15 protein-coding genes and 1 pseudogene are annotated in these 19,183 nt (G+C 72.7%); 9 read left to right on the top strand and 7 right to left on the bottom strand.

Features of this window, described 5'->3' with window-relative positions:
- The first annotated feature begins 210 nt into the window (after nt 1–210).
- From ACWC9T_RS10715 to ACWC9T_RS10675, 9 genes and pseudogenes are all read left to right on the top strand, one after another.
- A complete protein-coding gene (locus ACWC9T_RS10715) occupies nt 211–2,487 on the top strand; it encodes a TOMM precursor leader peptide-binding protein (RefSeq protein WP_449820692.1) in 2,277 nt (758 codons plus the stop codon).
- A gap of 21 nt (nt 2,488–2,508) precedes the next feature.
- On the top strand, nt 2,509–4,029 hold the full coding sequence (locus ACWC9T_RS10710; RefSeq protein ID WP_449820691.1) for a SagB family peptide dehydrogenase: 1,521 nt from the start codon (nt 2,509–2,511) through the stop codon (nt 4,027–4,029).
- Nucleotides 4,026–4,838: an HlyD family efflux transporter periplasmic adaptor subunit gene (locus ACWC9T_RS10705; RefSeq protein ID WP_449820690.1), complete on the top strand. Its 813-nt coding sequence runs from the start codon at nt 4,026–4,028 to the stop codon at nt 4,836–4,838. Before ACWC9T_RS10710 ends, ACWC9T_RS10705 begins: the two co-directional genes overlap by 4 nt.
- Before the next feature lie 11 nt (nt 4,839–4,849).
- Nucleotides 4,850–7,123, top strand: coding sequence for an NHLP family bacteriocin export ABC transporter peptidase/permease/ATPase subunit (locus ACWC9T_RS10700; RefSeq protein WP_449820689.1), 2,274 nt, complete (start codon nt 4,850–4,852; stop codon nt 7,121–7,123).
- Complete coding sequence (locus tag ACWC9T_RS10695; RefSeq protein ID WP_449820688.1) at nt 7,120–10,074, top strand: NHLP bacteriocin export ABC transporter permease/ATPase subunit; 2,955 nt, start codon at nt 7,120–7,122, stop codon at nt 10,072–10,074. The genes ACWC9T_RS10700 and ACWC9T_RS10695 overlap by 4 nt, the downstream gene beginning before the upstream one ends.
- Nucleotides 10,075–10,096: 22 nt before the next feature.
- On the top strand, nt 10,097–10,447 hold the full coding sequence (locus tag ACWC9T_RS10690) for a YciI family protein (RefSeq protein ID WP_449820687.1): 351 nt from the start codon (nt 10,097–10,099) through the stop codon (nt 10,445–10,447).
- Between the two features lie 5 nt (nt 10,448–10,452).
- Nucleotides 10,453–10,800, top strand: coding sequence for a YciI family protein (locus tag ACWC9T_RS10685; protein ID WP_449820686.1), 348 nt, complete (start codon nt 10,453–10,455; stop codon nt 10,798–10,800).
- A 275-nt stretch (nt 10,801–11,075) separates the two neighbouring features.
- Nucleotides 11,076–11,795, top strand: a complete 720-nt coding sequence (locus ACWC9T_RS10680; RefSeq protein WP_449820685.1) for a G1 family glutamic endopeptidase — start codon at nt 11,076–11,078, stop codon at nt 11,793–11,795.
- Between the two features lie 268 nt (nt 11,796–12,063).
- A pseudogene (locus ACWC9T_RS10675) lies at nt 12,064–12,453 on the top strand (alpha/beta fold hydrolase); the annotation flags it as partial.
- Nucleotides 12,454–12,506: 53 nt separating this feature from the next.
- Here the strand turns inward: ACWC9T_RS10675 and ACWC9T_RS10670 are convergent.
- The 7 genes from ACWC9T_RS10670 to ACWC9T_RS10640 all read right to left on the bottom strand — a co-directional run bounded on the left by ACWC9T_RS10670 (nt 12,507) and on the right by ACWC9T_RS10640 (nt 18,983).
- Nucleotides 12,507–13,280, bottom strand: a complete 774-nt coding sequence (locus ACWC9T_RS10670; RefSeq protein WP_449820684.1) for an alpha/beta fold hydrolase — start codon at nt 13,278–13,280, stop codon at nt 12,507–12,509.
- Nucleotides 13,273–14,214, bottom strand: a complete 942-nt coding sequence (locus ACWC9T_RS10665) for a Rieske 2Fe-2S domain-containing protein (protein ID WP_449820683.1) — start codon at nt 14,212–14,214, stop codon at nt 13,273–13,275. The genes ACWC9T_RS10670 and ACWC9T_RS10665 overlap by 8 nt, the downstream gene beginning before the upstream one ends.
- Nucleotides 14,215–14,225: 11 nt before the next feature.
- Nucleotides 14,226–15,449 (bottom strand): flavin monoamine oxidase family protein, encoded by a 1,224-nt coding sequence (locus tag ACWC9T_RS10660; protein WP_449820682.1) that lies wholly within the window; start codon nt 15,447–15,449, stop codon nt 14,226–14,228.
- Nucleotides 15,446–16,642: a cytochrome P450 gene (locus ACWC9T_RS10655; RefSeq protein ID WP_449820681.1), complete on the bottom strand. Its 1,197-nt coding sequence runs from the start codon at nt 16,640–16,642 to the stop codon at nt 15,446–15,448. Before ACWC9T_RS10655 ends, ACWC9T_RS10660 begins: the two co-directional genes overlap by 4 nt.
- A gap of 20 nt (nt 16,643–16,662) precedes the next feature.
- Nucleotides 16,663–17,532, bottom strand: a complete 870-nt coding sequence (locus ACWC9T_RS10650; protein WP_449820680.1) for an ABC transporter permease — start codon at nt 17,530–17,532, stop codon at nt 16,663–16,665.
- Nucleotides 17,529–18,521 carry an ABC transporter ATP-binding protein gene (locus ACWC9T_RS10645; protein WP_449820679.1) on the bottom strand — a complete coding sequence of 331 codons (993 nt, stop codon included), beginning with the start codon at nt 18,519–18,521 and terminating at the stop codon, nt 17,529–17,531. The genes ACWC9T_RS10650 and ACWC9T_RS10645 overlap by 4 nt, the downstream gene beginning before the upstream one ends.
- A gap of 93 nt (nt 18,522–18,614) precedes the next feature.
- Nucleotides 18,615–18,983: a hypothetical protein gene (locus ACWC9T_RS10640; RefSeq protein WP_223886012.1), complete on the bottom strand. Its 369-nt coding sequence runs from the start codon at nt 18,981–18,983 to the stop codon at nt 18,615–18,617.
- Nucleotides 18,984–19,183: the final 200 nt, after the last annotated feature.

Raw genomic sequence — 19,183 nt, 5'->3', positions numbered from 1 at the left:
CACCCTCGCGCGGACACACCAGTATCGCCTTCCCGACCCACCTGTCAACGCTCGGGACGAATACGTACGGCACTACGTACCAGCGGCACAGAATACGTAATTCTGCGCGATGCGTAACTCCGCCGCCCCACCGAATATGCAGTATGTACATCCCTTTTGACGCCGTGTTCGAATATCTGCAACGAACTTGTGAACACAGGGGGATGACTTATGGAGCGTCCGCGGCTCAAGGCCCATTTCCTCACCGAGACGGTGGGCGAAAAGGTCTTCCTGCTCGGAGAGGGTCAGGACTACCTCGTCCCGGGGGCCGCCGCGGTGCGCCTCCTGCCCTACCTGGACGGACGGCGCACCGTCGCCGAGATCCTCCAGGAACTGGGCACCGAGGTCCCGCTCGGCCAGGCGCTGACCGCGCTGCGCCGCTACGAGGCGGCCGGACACCTCGCCGAGGGCCGGCCCGACCTGCCCGACCACGTACTCGCCTACTGGGACGCCCAGGGCGTCGACCCGGCCGTCGCCCTGGAGGCCGCCCGGGCCACCGAGCTGCTGGTGCTGGCCCTCGGCGCCGCCGAGGCCGCCCCGCTGGTCGAGGCACTGACCGCCACCGGCCTGCGGGCCCGCGCCGCGACCGAGGACGAGGCGGTCGCCGCCGGCCCGGACACCCTGGTGATCGCGCTGACCGACGACTACCTGGCCACCGCCCTGGAGCGGCTGAACACCGCCCGGCTGGCCGACGGCCGCCCCTGGCTGCTCGCCAAGCCCACCGGCACCGCCCCCTGGCTCGGCCCGCTGCTGCGCCCCGGCGAGACCGGCTGCTGGAGCTGCCTCGCGCAGCGGATCAGCGGCAACCGCCAGGTCGAGCGCTACCTGGCCGGCAAGCGCGGCGAGACCGTGCCGCTGCACCCCACCCGCGCCGCGATCCCGGCCGGCCCGGCGATGGCCGCCCAGCTGCTGGCCACCGAGACCGCCCGCATCCTGGCCGACGAATGCTGCTCCGCGCTGTCCGGCACCATGGTCAGCCTCGACCTCAACACCCTGCAGACCACCGAGCACACCCTGGTGCGCCAGCCCCAGTGCCCGAGCTGCGGCGATCCGGCGCTGCTCACCGAGCGCAGCCCCAAGGTCGTGCTGCAGCCCAGCCCCGCCCGGCACACCACCGACGGCGGCTACCGCGTCCAGGCCCCGCAGTTCACCTACGACCGGCTGAAGCACCACATCAGCCCGCACCTGGGCGCGATCACCCGCCTCGGCGCGCACGAGGACACCGGCAACGGCATCACCTACAGCTTCACCGCCGGCCACAACTTCGCCATGGTCAACGACAACATGGACCTGCTGCGCCGCAACATGCGCGGCCAGAGCGGCGGCAAGGGCCGCTCCGAGATCCAGGCCAAGGTCAGCGCGATCTGCGAGGCGATCGAGCGCTACTCGGCGGTCTGGCGCGGCGAGGAGCCGGTGGTGCGCGCCGCCTACCGCGACCTCGACCCGGCCGTGGCCGTCCACATGGACACCCTGCTGCAGTTCTCCGACGCCCAGTTCGCCGGCCGCGCCGAGTGGAACGCCGACCCCAAGCACCGGCTGCACCTGGTGCCCGACCCGTTCCCGGTCGACGCCGAGCTGGACTGGTCGCGCGCCTGGTCGCTCACCCACGACGCGGAGCGGCTCGTCCCCTCCGGCTACGCCTGGTACGGCCACCCGGACCTCCAGCAGCACTTCTACTGCGTCGGCGACTCCAACGGCTGCGCCAGCGGCAACACCCTGGAGGAGGCGATCCTGCAGGGCTTCTGCGAGGTCGTCGAGCGCGACGCGGTGGCCCTGTGGTGGTACAACCGGCTCGCCCAGCCCGAGTTCGACCTCGACTCGCTGAACGACCCGTACGTGGACACCATGCGCGCCTTCTACGCCTCGGTGGACCGCGAGCTGTGGGTCCTGGACCTCACCTCCGACCTCGGCGTGCCGGTGTTCGCCGCCGTCTCCCGGCGCAAGCACGAGGTCGAGGACATCATGGTCGGCTTCGGCGCCCACCCGGACCCGCGGATCGCCGCGATCCGCGCCCTCACCGAGGTCAACCAGTTCCTCCCCTTCGTCGACCGCCGGGACGAGAACGGCAACACCCTCTACCGCACCGATGACCTGGAGACCCTGGAGTGGTGCAAGACGGCGACGATCGCCGACGAGCCCTGGCTGCTGCCCGACCGCGACCAGGCCGCCAGCACCCTCGCCGACTTCGCCCCGCTCGTCGGTGACGACCTTGCCGGACACGTCCGGGACTGCGTCGAGCGCGCCGCCAAGGCCGGCGTCGAGGTGATCGTGCTCGACCAGAGCCGCCCCGACCTCGACCTCAGCGTGGTCAAGGTGATCGCCCCCGGCATGCGCCACTTCTGGCGCCGCCTCGCCCCCGGCCGGCTCTACGACGTGCCGGTGCGCCAGGGCCGACTGGCCGCTGCGCACACCGAGGAGCAGCTCAACCCGAAGAACGTCTTCTTCTAGGAACGGCCGGGTGCTGACGCGATGACCACCGAACTCGACGAGATCCACCTGCCCGCGGCCGCCCGAACGGTCCGCCGGCTGCGGCTGCGCCCCGACGGCGCGCTCGCCCCGCTCGGCCCCCGGGCCGTACGGCTGACCGCGCCCGTCGGCGCGCTGAATCTGCCCGACCTGGCGCCCGGCGCCATGGAGGCGGTGGCCGCGCTGGCCGCCGGGGAGCAGACCGAGGAGGAACTGGCCGCCCTGGTCGCGGCCCGGGACGGCGACGCCGGACTGCTGCGCTGGCAGCTGACCCGTCGCCGGCTCGGGATGGCCGGGATGCTGGAGCACTCCGTCCACCTCGCGACCTGCACCGCGACCGACAGCGCGGTCGAGCCGCTGGCCCGGCTGCGGCCGGTCGGCCGGGGCGCCGCCGAGCCGGGCCCCACCCCGGACCCGACCGGCCAGGTGAAGCTGTCCCGCTTCGCCTCCGCCGCGGTCGAGGACGGCGCCCTGCTGGTACGCGCCCCGGGCAGCCCGCTGGCCGTCCAGCTGACCGCCAGGGCGGCCGGCCTGCTGGCCGCCCTGGCCGGCTGGACCAGCCCCGCGGCGCTCGCCCAACTGCCCGGCGGCCTGCCGCTGGACGCCGTCCGGCAGACCCTGCGGCTGTTCGCCGCCGCCGGGCTGCTGGCGTACGGCTCCCCCGGCGCCGAGCCGGAGGCCGAGGAGCAACGCTTCGCCCAGTGGCAGGCCGCCGACCTCGCCTTCCACTCCCGCACCCGCCGGCCCACCAGCGTCGCCGGGTACGGCGGCACCTACCGGTTCGGCGACCGCTTCGACCCCGAGCCGGCCTCGCCGGCGCCCTTCCCGGGCGAGAAGGTCGCGCTGTCCATCCCGGACCTGGACGAACTCGCCCGCGCCGACCGGCCGTTCACCGAGGTGCTGGAGCAGCGCCGCTCGGTGCGCGACCACGACGAGCAGGCGCCGATCACGCTGGAGCAGCTCGGCGAGCTGCTCTACCGCAGCGTCCGGCGGCGGCAGACCTTCACCGGCGGCGACGGCCAGGAGCTGGCCGACCGGCCGTACCCGAGCGGCGGCGCGGTGCACGAGCTGGAGGTGTACCCGCTGGTGACCTCCTGCGCGGGCCTGGCACCCGGCCTGTGGCACTACGCGACCGACCGGCACGAGCTGGAGCTGGTCAGCGAGCCCAACCAGGCGACCGCCCAACTGGTCAAGAGCGCCCGCGAGTCGAGCCTGATGCCGGCCGACCCGCAGGTGGTGCTGCTGGTCACCGCGCGCTTCGGCCGGGTGATGTGGAAGTACGAGACGGTCGCCTACCCGCTGATCCTCAAGCACGTCGGCGCGCTCTACCAGACCCTCTACCTGGTCGGCACCGCCATGGACCTCGCGGTCTGCGGCCTCGGCGGCGGTGACGCGGCCGACTTCGCCGCGGCCAGCGGCCTCGACTACTTCACCGAGGGCACCGTCGGTGAGCTGGTCATCGGCAGCCGACCGCCGACGCTGCGCCAGGACGTCGGCGTCCCGAGGAGAGAAGCCAGACGATGAAGTTCCGTTTCAAGGCACTGCAGCGGATGCGCGAGCCGGACGAGCTCGACTCACCCACCCTGCTCGCCGCACCGCGGGGCTGGATCGCCCTGTTCGTCGTCATGATCACCATGGCGGCGGCGCTGCTGTGGACCTTCGCCGGGACCATCCCGATCACCGTGGACGCCCCCGGTCTGCTGAGCCGCCCGCACGGCACCGCGATGATCCAGAGCCCGTTCGGCGGGATGGTCCGCACCGTCCTGGCCAAGCCCTCCGACCAGGTCAAGCAAGGCCAGTCGGTGGCCCGGGTCGAGGACGCCGAGGGCCACAGCCGGGAGATCACCAGCCCGTTCGGCGGGCGGGTGGTCGGCCTGTCGGTCACCGACGGCCAGGTGGTCGCCCCCGGCTCCCCGGTGGTCTCGGTCGAACGGATCGACGACCCCCAGGAGGGCATGGTCGCGATGGTCTTCGTGCCCGCGACCCACACCGTCGGGCTCGCGCCCGGCGACCAGGTCGACCTCAACGTGTCCACCAGCCCGGCCGGCGCCTTCGGCCTGCTGCGCGGCACGGTCAGCTCGGTCAGCCCGTACGCGCTCACCAAGGAGGCCGTCTCCGGCCTGGTCGGCGGCGACCTCGCCGCCCAGCGCTACCTGGGCAAGGACGCGCCCCGCCTGGTCGTGGTCGAGCTGACGCCCGACCCGAACACCCCGACCGGCTACTCCTGGACCTCGCAGAGCGGCCCGCCGAACCCGCTGGGCACCCAGGTCGCGGTCACCGCCACGATCAACGTGGGCAAGCAGACACCGTTCAACCTGATCCTCGGCCGCTGAGGGGGGCTCCGATGACAGCCACGATCCCGGAGACCACCCCGGCCGAAGCTCCCGCGCCCACGCCGGACAAGAAGCGCCGCCGCGGCCGCCCCACCCGGGCGGCCGCGCCGCGGCGCTGGCGGCACGTCGTCCCCACCGTCCTGCAGATGGAGTCGGTGGAGTGCGGCGCGGCCAGCCTCGCCATGATCCTCGCCTACCACGGCCGTTGGGTCCCGCTGGAGGACCTGCGCGGCGTCTGCGGCGTCTCCCGCGACGGCGCCCGTGCCTCCACCCTGCTGAACGCCGCCCGGACGTACGGGCTGAAGGCGCGCGGCTACCAGACCGAGGCCGAGAACCTCCGCGACCTCGACGGCCCGGTGATCATCTTCTGGGCCTTCCAGCACTTCATGGTCGTCGAGGGCATCCGCACCCGGTACGGCCGCACCGTCGTCGCGGTCAACGACCCGGCCAGCGGCCCGCGCCTGATGGAGTGGGACGAGTTCGACTCCGGCTTCACCGGGATCGTGCTCTCCTTCGAGAAGGGCCCCGACTTCGAGCCCGGCGGCGACAAGGGCGGCATCGGCCGCGCCCTGCTGGAACGCCGGCTGCCCACCGGACGCGCGATGCCGCTGGTGCTGCTCGCCAGCCTGCTGCTGGTGCTGCCCGGCATCGCGATCCCCGCGTACACCCGGGTGTTCATCGACCGGGTCCTGGCCGGCAGCGGAAGCGGCTACCTCCTCCCGCTGCTGGCCGCCATGACCGCCACCGCCGTCGTCGTGTTCGTGCTGACCTCCGTCCAACGGCACTACCTGCTGCGGATCGAGATCCGGATGGGGCTGGTCAGCTCCGCCCGGTTCTTCCGGCACCTGCTGCGACTGCCGGTCGACTTCTTCCTGCAGCGCCGCCCGGCCGAGGTGGCCAAGCGGGTGTCCGGCAACGACGTGGTCGCCGAGATCCTCTCCCGCGACCTCGCGCTCACCGTGATCAACCTCGGCCTGGTGCTGTTCTACGCGGCCGTGCTGATCCGCTACGACATCCTGCTCGGCGTGGTCGGCGTCGGCATGGCGCTGCTCAACGTCGTCGTGCTGCAGGCCGTCGCCCGGGCCCGTACCGACGCGGTCGCCGCGCTGCGCACCGACCGCGGCAACCTCACCGCGACCACCTTCACCACCCTCGCGCTGATCGAGACCGTCAAGGCCACCGGCGCCGAGCAGGACGCCTTCAGCCGCTGGGCCGGCTTCCTGGCCAAGGTGGTCACCGCCAAGCAGAAGCTGGGCATCCCCAGCGCCGTGCTCACCGTGGTGCCGCCGATGCTGGCCGCGCTCAACAGCGGGCTGATCCTGCTGGTCGGCGGCCAGCGGGTGGTGGACGGCGCGATGAGCGTCGGCATCCTGGTCTCCTTCCAGACCCTGCTGGCCGCGCTCAGCCGCCCGGTCACCCAGCTCACCAACCTGGGCGGCCGGCTGCAGGACGTCACCGCCGACATCAAGCGGCTGTACGACGTCGAGCGTTACCCGGTGGCCGCCGCCTTCGCCAAGCCCGAGCCGCCGGCCGGGCCCAAGCTGGACGGCAACCTGGAGTTCGAGAACGTCCGCTTCGGCTACAGCCCGCTCTCCGACCCGATCATCAAGGACCTCAGCCTGACCGTGGTCCCCGGCCGCCGGATCGCCGTGGTCGGCGGCTCCGGCAGCGGCAAGTCCACCCTGGGCCGGCTGCTGACCGGCCTCTACACCCCGTGGTCGGGCCGGATCCTGCTGGACGGGCGGCCGCGCGAGGAGATCTCCCGGACCGTCCTGGCCTCCTCACTGGCCTACGTGGACCAGGACATCTCGCTGTTCGAGGGCACCGTCCGGGACAACCTGACGCTCTGGAACGACGACGTCCCCGACGAGGCGGTCACCGCCGCGCTGCGCGACGCCGCCGTCTTCGACACCGTGATGACCCGCCCCGGCGGCATCCACAGCCCGGTCCTGGAGGGCGGCCGCAACTTCAGCGGCGGCCAGCGCCAACGACTGGAGCTGGCACGGGCGTTGGCCACCGAACCGACCCTGCTGGTGCTGGACGAGGCGACCAGCGCACTCGACCCGGAGACCGAACGCGTGATCACGGACAACCTGCGCCGCCGCGGCTGCGCCTGCCTGATCATCGCGCACCGGCTCTCCACCGTCCGCGACGCCGACGAGATCATCGTGCTGCACGAGGGCTCCATCGCCGAACGCGGCACCCACGACGAGCTGTTGGCGCTCGGCGGGCACTACACCGCGCTCATCGAGTCCGCGCGCCGCGAAGAGGAGGATGAGCTGTGAGTGTCGCCGTGGAAGTCTTCTCACCGTTCTTCACCGAGGCGGCCGAACAGGTCGAGCCGCTGGCCGACCGCTACCTCGCGCTGGACGACCCCGGGCGGATGCTGCTGGTCCGCTCGGGCGCCGTCGACCTGTTCGCCGTCCACCTCGACTCCGGTGCGCCGCAGGGCCGCTGGCACTTCCTCTGTCGGATCGAGGCGGGCACCCTGGTGCCCGGCGCGGCCGCCGGGCCCCGGCGCGGCATCGTCGCCCGCCCGGTGCTCGGCGCCGAGCTGTCCTTCCTCGCCACCTCCTGGGTCGAGGGCCTGTCCGCCCGCGGCCGGGAATGCGGCACCGCGGCCGGCGCCGCCGTCCGGGCCCTGCCCGAGGACGAACAGCAGCTCGCCGCCGACCAGTTCCTGGCCGGGCTGGGCCGCGGCCTCACCGCGCTGGCCGGCGCGATGCGCGACACCCTGCCGCCGCGCGAGTTCACCCCGCTCGACCCGGCGGAGCCGACCGTCCTCAAGAGGGGCCAGGCGCTCCGTTCGGTGGACGGCCTGCAGTGGGTGCGGGTCGAGGAGGGCGCCGTCGAGGCCCCCGAGGGGGCGGAGGGCGAACTCGCCGAGGGCGCCGAGCTCTGCCTCACCGAACGGGACTGGCTGGTCGCGACCGGCCCGGCCACCGTCCGGGCCCGCTCCCCGCGCGAACTGCTCGACGAGGGCGGCCTCTGGGAGCGGCTGGCCGCCCACTGCGGGCGGCTGCTGGACGCCGTCGACCGCCGGATCGAGGCCCGCCGGGGCACCGAGACCGAGCTGATCGCCACCCGCCAGGAACGCGACGCCGGGACGCTCGCCGACTCCGCCCGTGGCTTCGAGACCATCCTGCGCGACACCTCCTCCCGGCTGCGGATCGGCGACGCGACCGGCGACGAACCGACCCTGGCCGCCGCCCGGCTGGTCGCCGCGCACGAGGGCTTCAGCGTCACCGCCCCGGTGGCCGGCAACGGCCACGACCGCCGGCTGGACCGGCTGCAGGCGATCGCCCTGGCCTCCAACGTCCGCACCCGGTCCGTACGGCTGGACGGCGCGTGGTGGCGCAACGATCTCGGCGCGATGGTCGGGTACCGCAAGGCCGGCGCCCCGGTCGCCCTGCTCCCGCTGGGCAACGGCTACGTCCTGGCCGAGGGCGGCAAGGTCACCCCGCTGACCCCGAAGCTGGCCGCCGAGCTGCAGAACAAGGCCACCGTGCTGTACCGGCCGCTGCCGCTCTCCGTACGGTCCGTCGCCGGGCTGCTCCGCTTCGGCCTGCGCAACAACCGCCAGGACCTGTGGATGTTCACCGGCATGGCCACCCTGGTCGCGCTGATCGGCCTGCTCGTCCCGATCATGACCGGCGAGGTGCTCGGCACCTTCGTCGCCCACGCCGAGCGCAACCTGATCACCGAGGGCGCGCTGGTGGTGATCGGCTCAGCGATGGCGGTGGCCGCGCTGTCCATCGTGCAGAACATCGCCGTGCTGCGGATCGAGAGCCGCTCCACCGCCGCGATGCAGGTCGGCGTCTGGACCAGGCTGCTGTCGCTGCCCGCGCCGTTCTTCGCCAACTACTCCACCGGCGAGCTGGGCACCACGGTGCTCGGTGTCAGCGCCGCCCAGGAGACCCTCTCCGGGATGATGACCACGGCCACCCTCGGGCTGCTGACCGGTCTGGCCAACCTGGTGCTGGTCTTCTTCTACGACCTGCGGCTCGCCGGACTGGCCACCCTGCTGGTGCTGGTCGGCGTCGGCGTCGGCCTGGCCGCCGGCCGGCTGGAGGTCCGCTGGCAGCGCAAGCTGTACGCGCACGAGCAGACCATGTCCGCCCGGGTCTTCCAACTGCTCACCGCCGTACCCAAGTTGCGGGTGACCGCGGCCGAGGACCGGGTGTTCGGGGTGTGGGCCGCCGAACTCGGCAAGGGCCGGGGCCTGGCCGCCTCCTCGCGCCGGGTGCAGAACGCCGTCACCACCTTCAACGCCGGCTTCCCGCTGGTCTGCTCGGTGGTCATCTTCGGCATCATCGCCGGCCCGCTGGACGGCGCGGTGCCGATCCCCGTCTTCCTCTCCTTCTTCACCGCCTTCAACCTGCTGATCGCCTCCAGCCTGCAGTTCACCTCGGCGGCGGTCACCGCGATGGGCGTGGTGCCGATGCTGGAACGGCTGCGGCCGATCCTGGAGGAGAAGCCCGAGGTCGACGACAGCAAGGCGGACCCGGGCGACCTCTCCGGCCGGCTCGGCCTGAGCCACGTCACCTTCCGCTACGGCGAGGACGGCCCGGCGGCCCTGCAGGACGTCACGCTGAGCATCGAGCCCGGTGAGTTCGTGGCGGTCGTCGGCCCGTCCGGCAGCGGAAAGTCCACCGTGCTGCGGCTGCTGCTCGGCTTCGAGCGGCCGGAGAGCGGCACCGTCCTGTACGACGGCCAGGACCTGGGAGAGCTGGAAGTCTCCGCGGTACGCCGCCAGTGCGGGGTGGTGCTCCAGAACGGCGCGCTGCTGGCCGGCGACATCAAGGCCAACATCGTCGGCTCGACCAACCACACCCTGGACGACGCCTGGGCGGCCGCCGAGATGGCCGGCATCGACAAGGACATCGCGGCCATGCCGATGGGCATGAACACCGTGCTCTCGGAGGGCACCAGCACCCTCAGCGGCGGCCAGCGGCAGCGCCTGATGATCGCCCGCGCGCTGGTCTCCCGGCCCCGCATCGTCTTCTTCGACGAGGCGACGAGTGCGCTGGACAACCCGACCCAGCGGCTGGTCACCGAGTCGACCCGACGGCTCAACGCGACCCGGGTGGTGATCGCCCACCGGCTGTCGACGGTTGCCGAGGCCGACCGGATCATCGTCATGGACCAGGGGCGGGTGGTCCAGCAGGGCCGGTACGAGGAACTGCTGGCCGACCGCGACGGGCTGTTCGCCCGCCTGGCGCACCGCCAAATGTGACGCATCCGCTTCGGGAGGGGACATGGAGTACGCCCTGCTGGTCTTCGGCCAGGAGACGGACTGGGACCGGATGACGCCCGAGGAGCGCGAGCAGCGCTTCGCCGCAAACCGCGCCTTCGGGCGCGAGCTGGCCGAGGCCGGCGTGCGGATCGTCTACGGCGCGCGGCTGGCCCGGCCGACGGTCGCCGAGGGCGAGGCCCGTTCTGCCGAAGGCGTGCTGGAGGTCGGCGGCCTCTGGGTGATCGACGTGCCCTCCGAGGAGGAGGCGCTGCGCTGGGCGGCGAAACTGCCGGTCAGCGAATCAGGCCGGGTGGAGGTCCGTCGCTGCGACGGACCTCCACGCACCAACCGGCCGCTGGGAACGGAGAACTGAGAACCATGGAATACACCCTGCTCATTCACGGCGACGAGCGGGTCTGGAACGGGCTGAGCGACGCGGAGGAGGCCGAACTCGACGCCGCGCACGCGCGGTTCGGCCGCGAGATGCACGAAGCCGGGGTCACCGTACGGTACGGCGGCGGCCTGCGGCGGGCCTGCAGCGCCCGGCTGGTGGTGCCGGGCCCGGAGACGCCGGTCTCCGACGGCCCGTACCGGGAGGGGCACGAGCACCTGGGCGGGCTCTGGGTGATCGACGTGGCCGACGAGGAGGAGGCCGTCTCCTGGGCCCGCCGGATGCCGGCGGCGCCGGGCGACCTGGTCGAGGTCCGGCCGGTGCGGGTGACCTGATCCCACTTCGCCGCGCCCCGTCGAGCGCCTCGGTGCTCGACGGGGCGCGGTGCGTCATTGGGCCGTGTCCCGGGACGACGGGCCCTCCGCGTAAGCGTCCAGATGCATCGTCAAGCCGTTTACCTGACACGGCAATGCCTTCACCAACCTTCCCACTGCGCCCCTTGCCCCGCTCATGACAGTCGGCCATCCTGTACTGCCACCCCTCAACGGCTGCCCCCACGGCCCGGGTTGGCGCGTGAGCCTCCTGTTCGTCCCCTCACGAAGGAGCCAGCATGCGCAGATTCCTGATACGTGTCGCCACCCTCGCGGCAGCGGCCACGACTCTCGCCGTCCCCGCCGCGCCGACCACTGCGGTGGCCGCACAGGGACTCTCGTTCCGCCCCCTGCAGTACAACACCAACGGCTACAACTGGGGCGGCTACGCCGCCACGGGCAGCGGCTTCAGCTCGGTCTCGGCGTCCTGGACCGAGCCGAGCGCGACCTGCAACTCCACCAACGACCTCTACGCCCCCTGGGTCGGCATCGACGGGTACGGCTCCTCCACCGTGGAGCAGACCGGGGTGGCGACCGACTGCTCCAGCGGCAGCCCCGTGAACCAGGCCTGGTACGAGATGTACCCGGCGAACCCGGTCTACCTGAGCCTCAGCTCGTACCCGGTGTCGGCCGGCGACCACATCACCGCCTCGGTGACCTACGTCGGGAGCAGCAGGTACACCCTCAAGCTGACCGACTCCTCGCGAGGCTGGACCTACAGCACGACCAAGTCCCTTTCCGCGCAACGGGCCAGCGCCGAGGTCATCATCGAGTCGCCGACCGGGTCCTACCCCGACTTCGGCACCCTGAGCTTCACCTCGGCCACCGTCGACGGCAAGTCCCTCGGCTCCTCCGGCCCGGTCGCCCTCGACCCCAGCTCGAACGGCACCTACGAGGCCCGCACCAGCGCGCTCGGCTCCAGCGGCACCAGCTTCACCGAAACCTTCCTGCAGGAGTAACCGCCCCAGCGCTGGGGCGGGCCGACGAGCCGAGCGCGGGGCGACCCGCATGCGCGCGCACGGCGAGAGGAGCGGGAAGTCGGTGAGGCCGACTTCCCGCTCCTCCAGCTGGCCTTCGAGCGGGCCGCCTGGAAGGCGTTCGTGACCTTCGCCGCCACCATCGAGGTCTGACCCAGACCTCCCCTCAACGGCGCGCTGCTCCCGAGCGGCGGGCCGAAGGCTTACATGCCGTCGCTTTTCGCCTCCTCCCTACGGTCTAAGCACTACCGCTCGTCCTCCCAGGCGAGCAGAGCCAACCCGATTGGAGAGGCCCCAGCCTTGGAGTTACGGCGCGTGGTCGGACGCGGCGCGCAGGCACCACGAGGCCGAAGCCACCTATCCGCAGCCGCCCCCGTCGTGGTTGCGTGACGCCTTCTACGTGCGCCCGGCCTCCGAGGCGGCCGCTGCGACCGAGGTCGCTCGTCGTGCTGCCGTACTCAGCCCGGTGCTGGTGGTCGCCGGTTCGGAGGACGGGGTGGCGGGCGTCAGAGCGGCACGGCGCGTCGCGTCCTGCTACCCGGTCGGCCGCTTGGAGGTGCTCGCCGGCTGCGGGCACTGGCCCTGGATCGACGAGCCGACGGCGTTCCGCGAGCTGGTCAGCGGATTTCTGGACGACTGAGGCTCCGGCCGGTCTCCGTCGGCTCCCGCCCCTCCCCGCTGACCAGGAGACTTTCAGGCCAGGTGCGCGGCAATCAGCGGGGCGCACGCGTCCGGGCGCTCCAGCAGCGGGAGGTGGCCGGTTTCGGGGAGGGTCTCCAGGCGACAGTCGGGGACGGTGTCGCGGAGGAGTTCGGCGTTGCGGACGAACGCGGGCATGTCTTCGTCGCCAAGAACAATCAGGGTGCGAGCGGTGATGCGGCCCAGGTCGTCCTCGGTGTGCCGGTGGGCGGTGAGGGCGTCCATGGCCTGGTTGCCGAGCTCGGCCCAGCTGTGGCGGGCGACCACCTCCCGTAGAGCGGCGCGGAGTTCGGGGTGGCGCTCGGTGCCGGTGAAGATGTCCGGCGGGGACTGCATCCAGAGGTCGGCCAGCTGCTCGCCCGGCCCGGCGAAGCGGTAGAGCATCGACAGCTGCTTGTAGCGGACCCGGGCGGAGTCCTCGTTGGGGGTGCCGGCGAGGGTGGGGGCGGCGAGCACGAGACGATCGAGCAAATCGGGCTCTTGGAAGGCGAGTTGGATGGCCGACATCGATCCGAAGGAGAGCCCGATCAGCCGCCGGGCGCCGGTCTCCTTCGCCACCTCGGCCAGCTGCCCGGCCAACGCCGTGAGCGTCAGCCCAGGCGTCAGCGGCGCGGAGCCGCCGTGACCGGGCAGGTCGACCCCGATGTGGGTCCAGCCGGGCAGGCGGTCCCACAGCGGCTGCCAGGTGGTGGAGTCCATCGTGTAGCCGTGGATCCACAGCACGGCCGGGCCGCTGCCCTGGCAGTGCAGGTGCAGGCCCTCAGGCACCGTTGCCTCCGTAGAAGTCCTCGCAGAAGGCCCGGAACGCGAGCACCGGCTCGTCCCGGGCGTCGTAGCGCGGGGTCATGTCGTGGTCCAGGTGTTCCCAGACCACCTTGTCCTCGGCGAGCGCCTTCTCGCTGCCGCCGAGCAGGGCCGGCAGGGCGGCCCGCTGGTTCTCGCGCACGCCGACGGCGACCCGGGCGACGCAACCGCCGTCGGCGGTCGGCACCGAGCCGGTGACGATCACCTGCCGCTCCGCCTCCGGGCCGAATTCGGTGACCACCACGTTGGGGCTGAACGCCTGGGCGTGGAAGCGCGGTGTGAAGTCCCAGCGGACCCGGCCCGTGCGGACCGCCTCCCAGCGGATCTCCTCCAGCTTGCGGGCGTCCTGCCACGGCGAGGTCTGCATCAGGAACTCGCCCTCGATGACGAGTTCGCCGCTCTCGCCGAGGCGGGTGGTCATCCCCCGGTTGCCGGGCACCCCGTGCACGGCCTTGAAGTGGTCCGGGTCGAAGGCGTTCTCCACCACGTACTCGGACGGCACGTCCACCGGCAGGCTCACCGCCGCGGCCAGCGGATAGTCCATCTCCCAGCCCTTGACCGCCTGCTCGAAGCCGCGGTCGCCGTCCGGGTCGTCGGAGAGCCGGACGAACAGCGCGTCGCCCCACTCCAGCACCCGGTGCTCGGCGACCGACCAGTGCTTGGACGGATCCCCGAGGCCGATCCGCTTGCCGTGGAACGGGCAGACCAGGCAGTCGCCCTCGCGCCGCCCGCCGTAGCCCAGGTGGGCACCGCGGTGCGGGCAGTTGGCGTCCAGGACGCGGATCCGCTCGCCCTCGCGGACGGCGATCAGGCGGCGCGGGCCGATCGCCAACGGGGTGATCTCGTCGGTCAGTTCGGATCGGAAGGCCAGCAGGTACCAGCCGTGGTGCACGGTCATCGGACTCACGTTCATCGAAGTGCCTTGAGGACTTGCTCGGCGGCCCGCTCGCCGCTCTCCAGGGCGCCCTGCACCCAGGGCAGCCGCTCCCCCGCGACGGTCGCCTCGCCGGCGAAGAAGAGCGTGCCGTCCACCGCCTCCGCCCACCGCCGGGCGGCGTCCTCCAGCCCGGCCCGGGGCGCGGTGAACGCCCCGCCGGCGTACGGGTCCCGGCCCCAGTCGGCGACGGCGACATCGAGCACGGACGCCCCCTCGGTCCAGGGCAGCGCGGCGGCCAGCAGGGCAGCCAGCGCCGCCGAGTCGTCGGCGGCCGCGCGCAGTTCGGCGGCGGCGTCGGCCTTGGCGACCACCAGTACCTCGGGGCGGCCGGCGGCACAGCGGGTGAAACCGGTGCGGCCGTCCACGTCGAAGACGATCACGGTGTCGGTCGCGGGCCGGTCCAGGGTGACCACCGCGCAGTAGCCGTCTCCGGCGGGAAGCCCAGAGGCGGCTTGCAGCTTGTGCTGGGGCAGCCCGGCGATCGCGCCCTCACCCAGGGCTGCGGGCGGGACGGTGATCACCACAGCGCGGGCGACGGCCGTCCCGGTGTCGGTGCGTACGGTGACCCGCCCGGGTTCGTACGCCAGCTCCCGGACGGGCTCGCCGAGCCTCACCGCCAGGCCCTCGGCCAGCCGCTCGGGCAGCCGGGCGAAGCCGCCCTCGATCGCGAACTCGCCCTCGCCGACGGTGTCCTGCCGGTGTGCCTCGGCGACGGCGGCGGCGCTCAGCTGCTCGGGTTCGGTGGCCCAGTTCTGCCGGAACCACTCGGTGGCGGCCGCCGCCTCGGCGCCGGCGCTGCCATGCGCCCGCAGCCAGGTGCCGACCGACAGGCCGGTGACGCCGGGGGCGCGGTGCAGCATGGCTTCCAGCTGCCAGGGTGCGCGACGGCCAGCACTCAGCGCGCCCATCGGCCGGTCGGCGCCGTCCTCGACGATCCGGGCGGTGACCCGGCGCGGTACGGCGGTGGTGCGGCCGGGGCCGACCAGCTCGTGCACCGGGTTGCGGTCCCCGTGCACCACCTGGGCGCCGAGTTCCAGCGGCGGGCCGCCGTCGGCGGGGTGGAAGGTGTGGATCCGGCCGCCGAGCCGCTCCCGGGCTTCGTACACCACGACGCGCAGCCCCTCCCGGGACAGCAGTCGGGCGCAGTTCAGACCGGACGCCCCGGCACCCACCACGATCACGTCGTACGTGGTCACTGCTCGCCCCCGAGTTCGATCGGGAAGGCCCGCAGCCGGCGCGGGACCAGGCACTGGTCCCAGTCCGGGGCGCCCGCCGGGCCGCGCAGCGCCGGGAAGCGGCTGACCAGGCGCGGCAGCAGCAGGGCGGCGGTCTGGCGGACCAGCGGGGCGGCCAGGCAGAAGTGCGGGCCGCCGCCGAAGCCGAGGTGCGGGTTGGGGCTGCGGTCCAGGCGCAGCGCGTCCGGGTCGGCGAAGACCTCCGGGTCGCGGTTGGCGGCGGTGAGCACCGCGAGCACCCGGGCGCCGGACGGCAGCACGCCGCCGTTGAGCTCCACCCGGTCGGTGGTGACCCGGGCGGTGAAGGGGATCGGCGCCTCCAGCCGCAGCAGTTCGTCCACCGCGAGCCGGGCGAGATCCTCGTCGGCCTCAGCAAGCCTGGCGACCGCCGTACGGTCGGGCAGCAGCAGGTGCAGCGCGTTGCCGATGAACTCTGCGAGCGGCTGCCAGCCGCCGATCACGGCCAGGTTGAGGATGCCGAGCATCTCGGCCCGGCTGAGCCGGTCGTCGGCGGCCAGGGCGGTCAGCGGCACCTCAGCCCCGGAGGCGGTGGCACGGGCGGTGTGCCCGTCCAGGTAGTGGGTGAGCGCGGTCGCGGCGCTGCGCCCGAGGGCGGCGCGGGCCGGCGGCACCATCGGGTCGAGGTTGACGGACGCGGCCCGGGCGAGCGCCTCGAAGCGCTTCAACTCCCCTGCGGGCAGGCCGAAGAGCCGGGCGTAGACGGCGGTGGCGAGCGGCCGTCCGAGATCCGCGACGGCGTCCGCCCTCCCGCCCACGGGCAGCCGGTCGAGCAGCGCGTCCACGTCGGCGGCGAGCCCGCCAGAAAGGGAACGGACGGCCGCCGGCCCCAGGAGCAGCGCCCCCGGGGCCCGGAGCCGGTGGTGGTCCGGCGGGTCGGTGGTGAGCATGGACGGCGGCAGCGCGTCGTCCCGGGCCCGCTCCCGCTGGCCCTGCGCGGCGGAGAAGCGCGGGTCGCGCAGCACCGTCGCGCAGTCGGCGTGCGCGGTGACGAGCCAGAGCCGGGACGCGGCGTCGTAGTGGACCGGGTCGTTGGCCCGGAGCCACCGGTACGCCGGGTGCGGGTTCGCCCGCCCGGCCGGGGCGAACGGGTGGATCAGGTGCTCCGGCAGGCGCACCGGCGCCGTCGTGCTCATGGTCCAGCTCCTATCAGGTCTCAGCGGACCCGGGGTCCGCGCCAGCGGAAGGAGAAGGCGGTCAGCACCAGGCCGGCCAGCGACCAGGCCACCAGGACCATCGCGATGTGCCCCAGCTCCCAGTTCCCGGCCGGTTCCACGGCGGTGAAGGAGTCCGGCAGGAAGACCGAGCGGAAGCCCTGGGCCATCCACTTGACCGGGAAGAACGCGGCCACCGTCTGCATCCAGGCGGGCAGTTGGCCGAACGGGAAGAACACGCCGGAGATGAACTGCAGCACCATGAAGACCGGGGTGACGATCGCCGCCGCCGACCGGCTGTTGGGGATCAGCGCCGAGTAGGCGGCGCCGGCCATCGCGCAGGCGACGGTGCCGAGCGCCAGGTCCCAGCCAAGGGTGAACCAGCGCTCCGGGGTGCTGGGCAGCGGCAGTCCGAACAGTGCCAGCGCGATGCCGATCAGCAGCACCGCCTCCAGCACGGTGGTGACGATGACCCGCACGAGCTTGCCGACGAAGTACGCCGACTTGGGCATCGGGGTCATCGCGAGCCGGCGGACGGTACCGGTGTCGCGCTCGATCGCGATGTTGATCGCCAGGCCGGAGAAGGCGGTGCTCATCACGCCGGCGGCGATGATGCCGGCCATGAAGACCTGCTTGAGGTCGGTGTCGGTGCCGGCCACCTTGCCCGAGAAGATCGAGCCGAAGACGACCAGCAGGATCACCGGGAACATCAGCGTGAAGACCAGCGACTGCTTGTTCCGGAAGAACGCCCTCAGCTCCACCTTGGAACGGGCCGCGCCGGCCCGCCAGATGCCGGGCATCCGGGCGGCGCGTCGGGGCGCCTCGATGGTCCCGCCCGCGGAGGCGGTGGCGGTGGGTTGGGTGAGGGTCATCGCTTGCCCGCCTCGGAGATGAGCTGGGTGGTGTCGGCGCCGCGGTCCGTTCCGTCGACGTTCTCCCGGATCAGGTCCAGGTAGATGTCCTCCAGGGTGGGCCGGTGCACCCGCAGTTCGGGCAGCTCGCCGACCCCCGCCTGGTGCGCCCACGGGACCAGCGTCGCGAGCAGCGCGGTCGGGGCGTGCGTGGCGATCCTGAGCAGACCGTCCGCGCCCACCGGGGCCGGCTCGGCCCCGGGTGGCAACGACGGCAGCGTGCGGCCGGCCAGCTCCGGCGGAATCCGGAAGGAGACCGTGGTCGGAGTCTGCGAGCGGCCGCCGAACTCGGCCAGCGGCCCGTACTGGACCACTCGGCCGGCGACGATCACCGCGGCGCGCTGGGCCAGCGCCTCGGCCTCGTCGAGGTAGTGCGTGGTGAGCACGGTGGTGCGACCGCGCTCGGAGAAGTAGCGGACCAGGTCCCAGGCCTCCCGGCGAGCCACCGGGTCCAACCCGGTGGTGGGTTCGTCCAGGAAGATCAGGTCCGGGTCGCCGACGATGCCCACCGCGACGTCGAGTCGGCGGGCCTGGCCCCCGGAGAGGTCCGTGCTCTGCTTCTTCTCGTGCTTGCCCAGTCCGACCATGTCGATGACCTGGCCGACGGGCAGCGGGTTCGGGTAGAACGCCGCGAAGTGCTCGACCACCTCACGGACGGTCAGGTCCGAGTAGGCGCCGGTGGTCTGCGGGACCACCCCGATCCTGGCGCGCCACTCGCGCCGGTCCTCGGCTGGGTCACAGCCGAGGACCCGCACGTCACCGCCGGTTCGCTGGCGGACGCCCTCCAGGATTTCGACGGTCGTCGTCTTGCCCGCGCCGTTCGGCCCGAGCAGGGCGAAGACCTCACCCCGGTAGATGTCCAGATCCAGACCCTGGACCGCGTGCCAGTCGCCGTAACTCTTGCGCAGGCCGCGGACTGAGACGGGGTGGTCCCCGACGGCAGTCGCCACTGTGGATCGCTCCTTGGTGGGGTGTTCAGGCCGACCTGACACTCAGGTCGACCGGCCGGGCGCCTTGCCCGGCGGGCGGGTTTCCCGGCTGGATCAGGTGCAGCAGCAGCACGGGCAGCAGCAGGAGTTGCCGCCGGCCGCGATGTCCGACAGGTCGCCCTCGCTCAGCTCGGCGGTGTCGATCTGCGGGGTCTCCGGGATGTGGAACTCGTAACGACCGGTCGCCAGACCGATCTCGTACAGCTCGACCTGCACCTCGAGGTTGCCCTCCTGCTCGCCCTCGGCGGCAGTCTGGACGATGACGATCTCGGCGTCGGCCGGGAGCTCCAGGCCGGCCTCGGCGAGGGCGGCGCGGGCGTCGGTACGCAGGCGGGCCGCGTACTCCTCGCTCGACCAGGCGCTGATCAGGGCGCGGGTGTAGCCGTTGACGAACTCGGCCCGCTTCCTCTGGTCCAAAGCCATGAGACTTTTCCTTTTCTCTGGTTTCCGGTTTGCCGGCGGTGCTTGGTGCTTGGTGCTTCCCGGCGCCGCCGACAAATGAAGAATGACACGGCCGCAATTGGCCGCCAAGACCTCACTTCCGGTGCCCGGACTAAGTATTGAGCACGTGCGGCTGGTGCGGTAGATTTCAGCCGTCACGCGCCCATGAATACGCATCAGAA

It is taken from the genome of Kitasatospora sp. NPDC001159, from assembly GCF_053598235.1.
The sequence above is the reverse complement of the archived record's forward strand: the minus strand, read 5'-3'. Positions and strand labels throughout refer to the sequence as shown.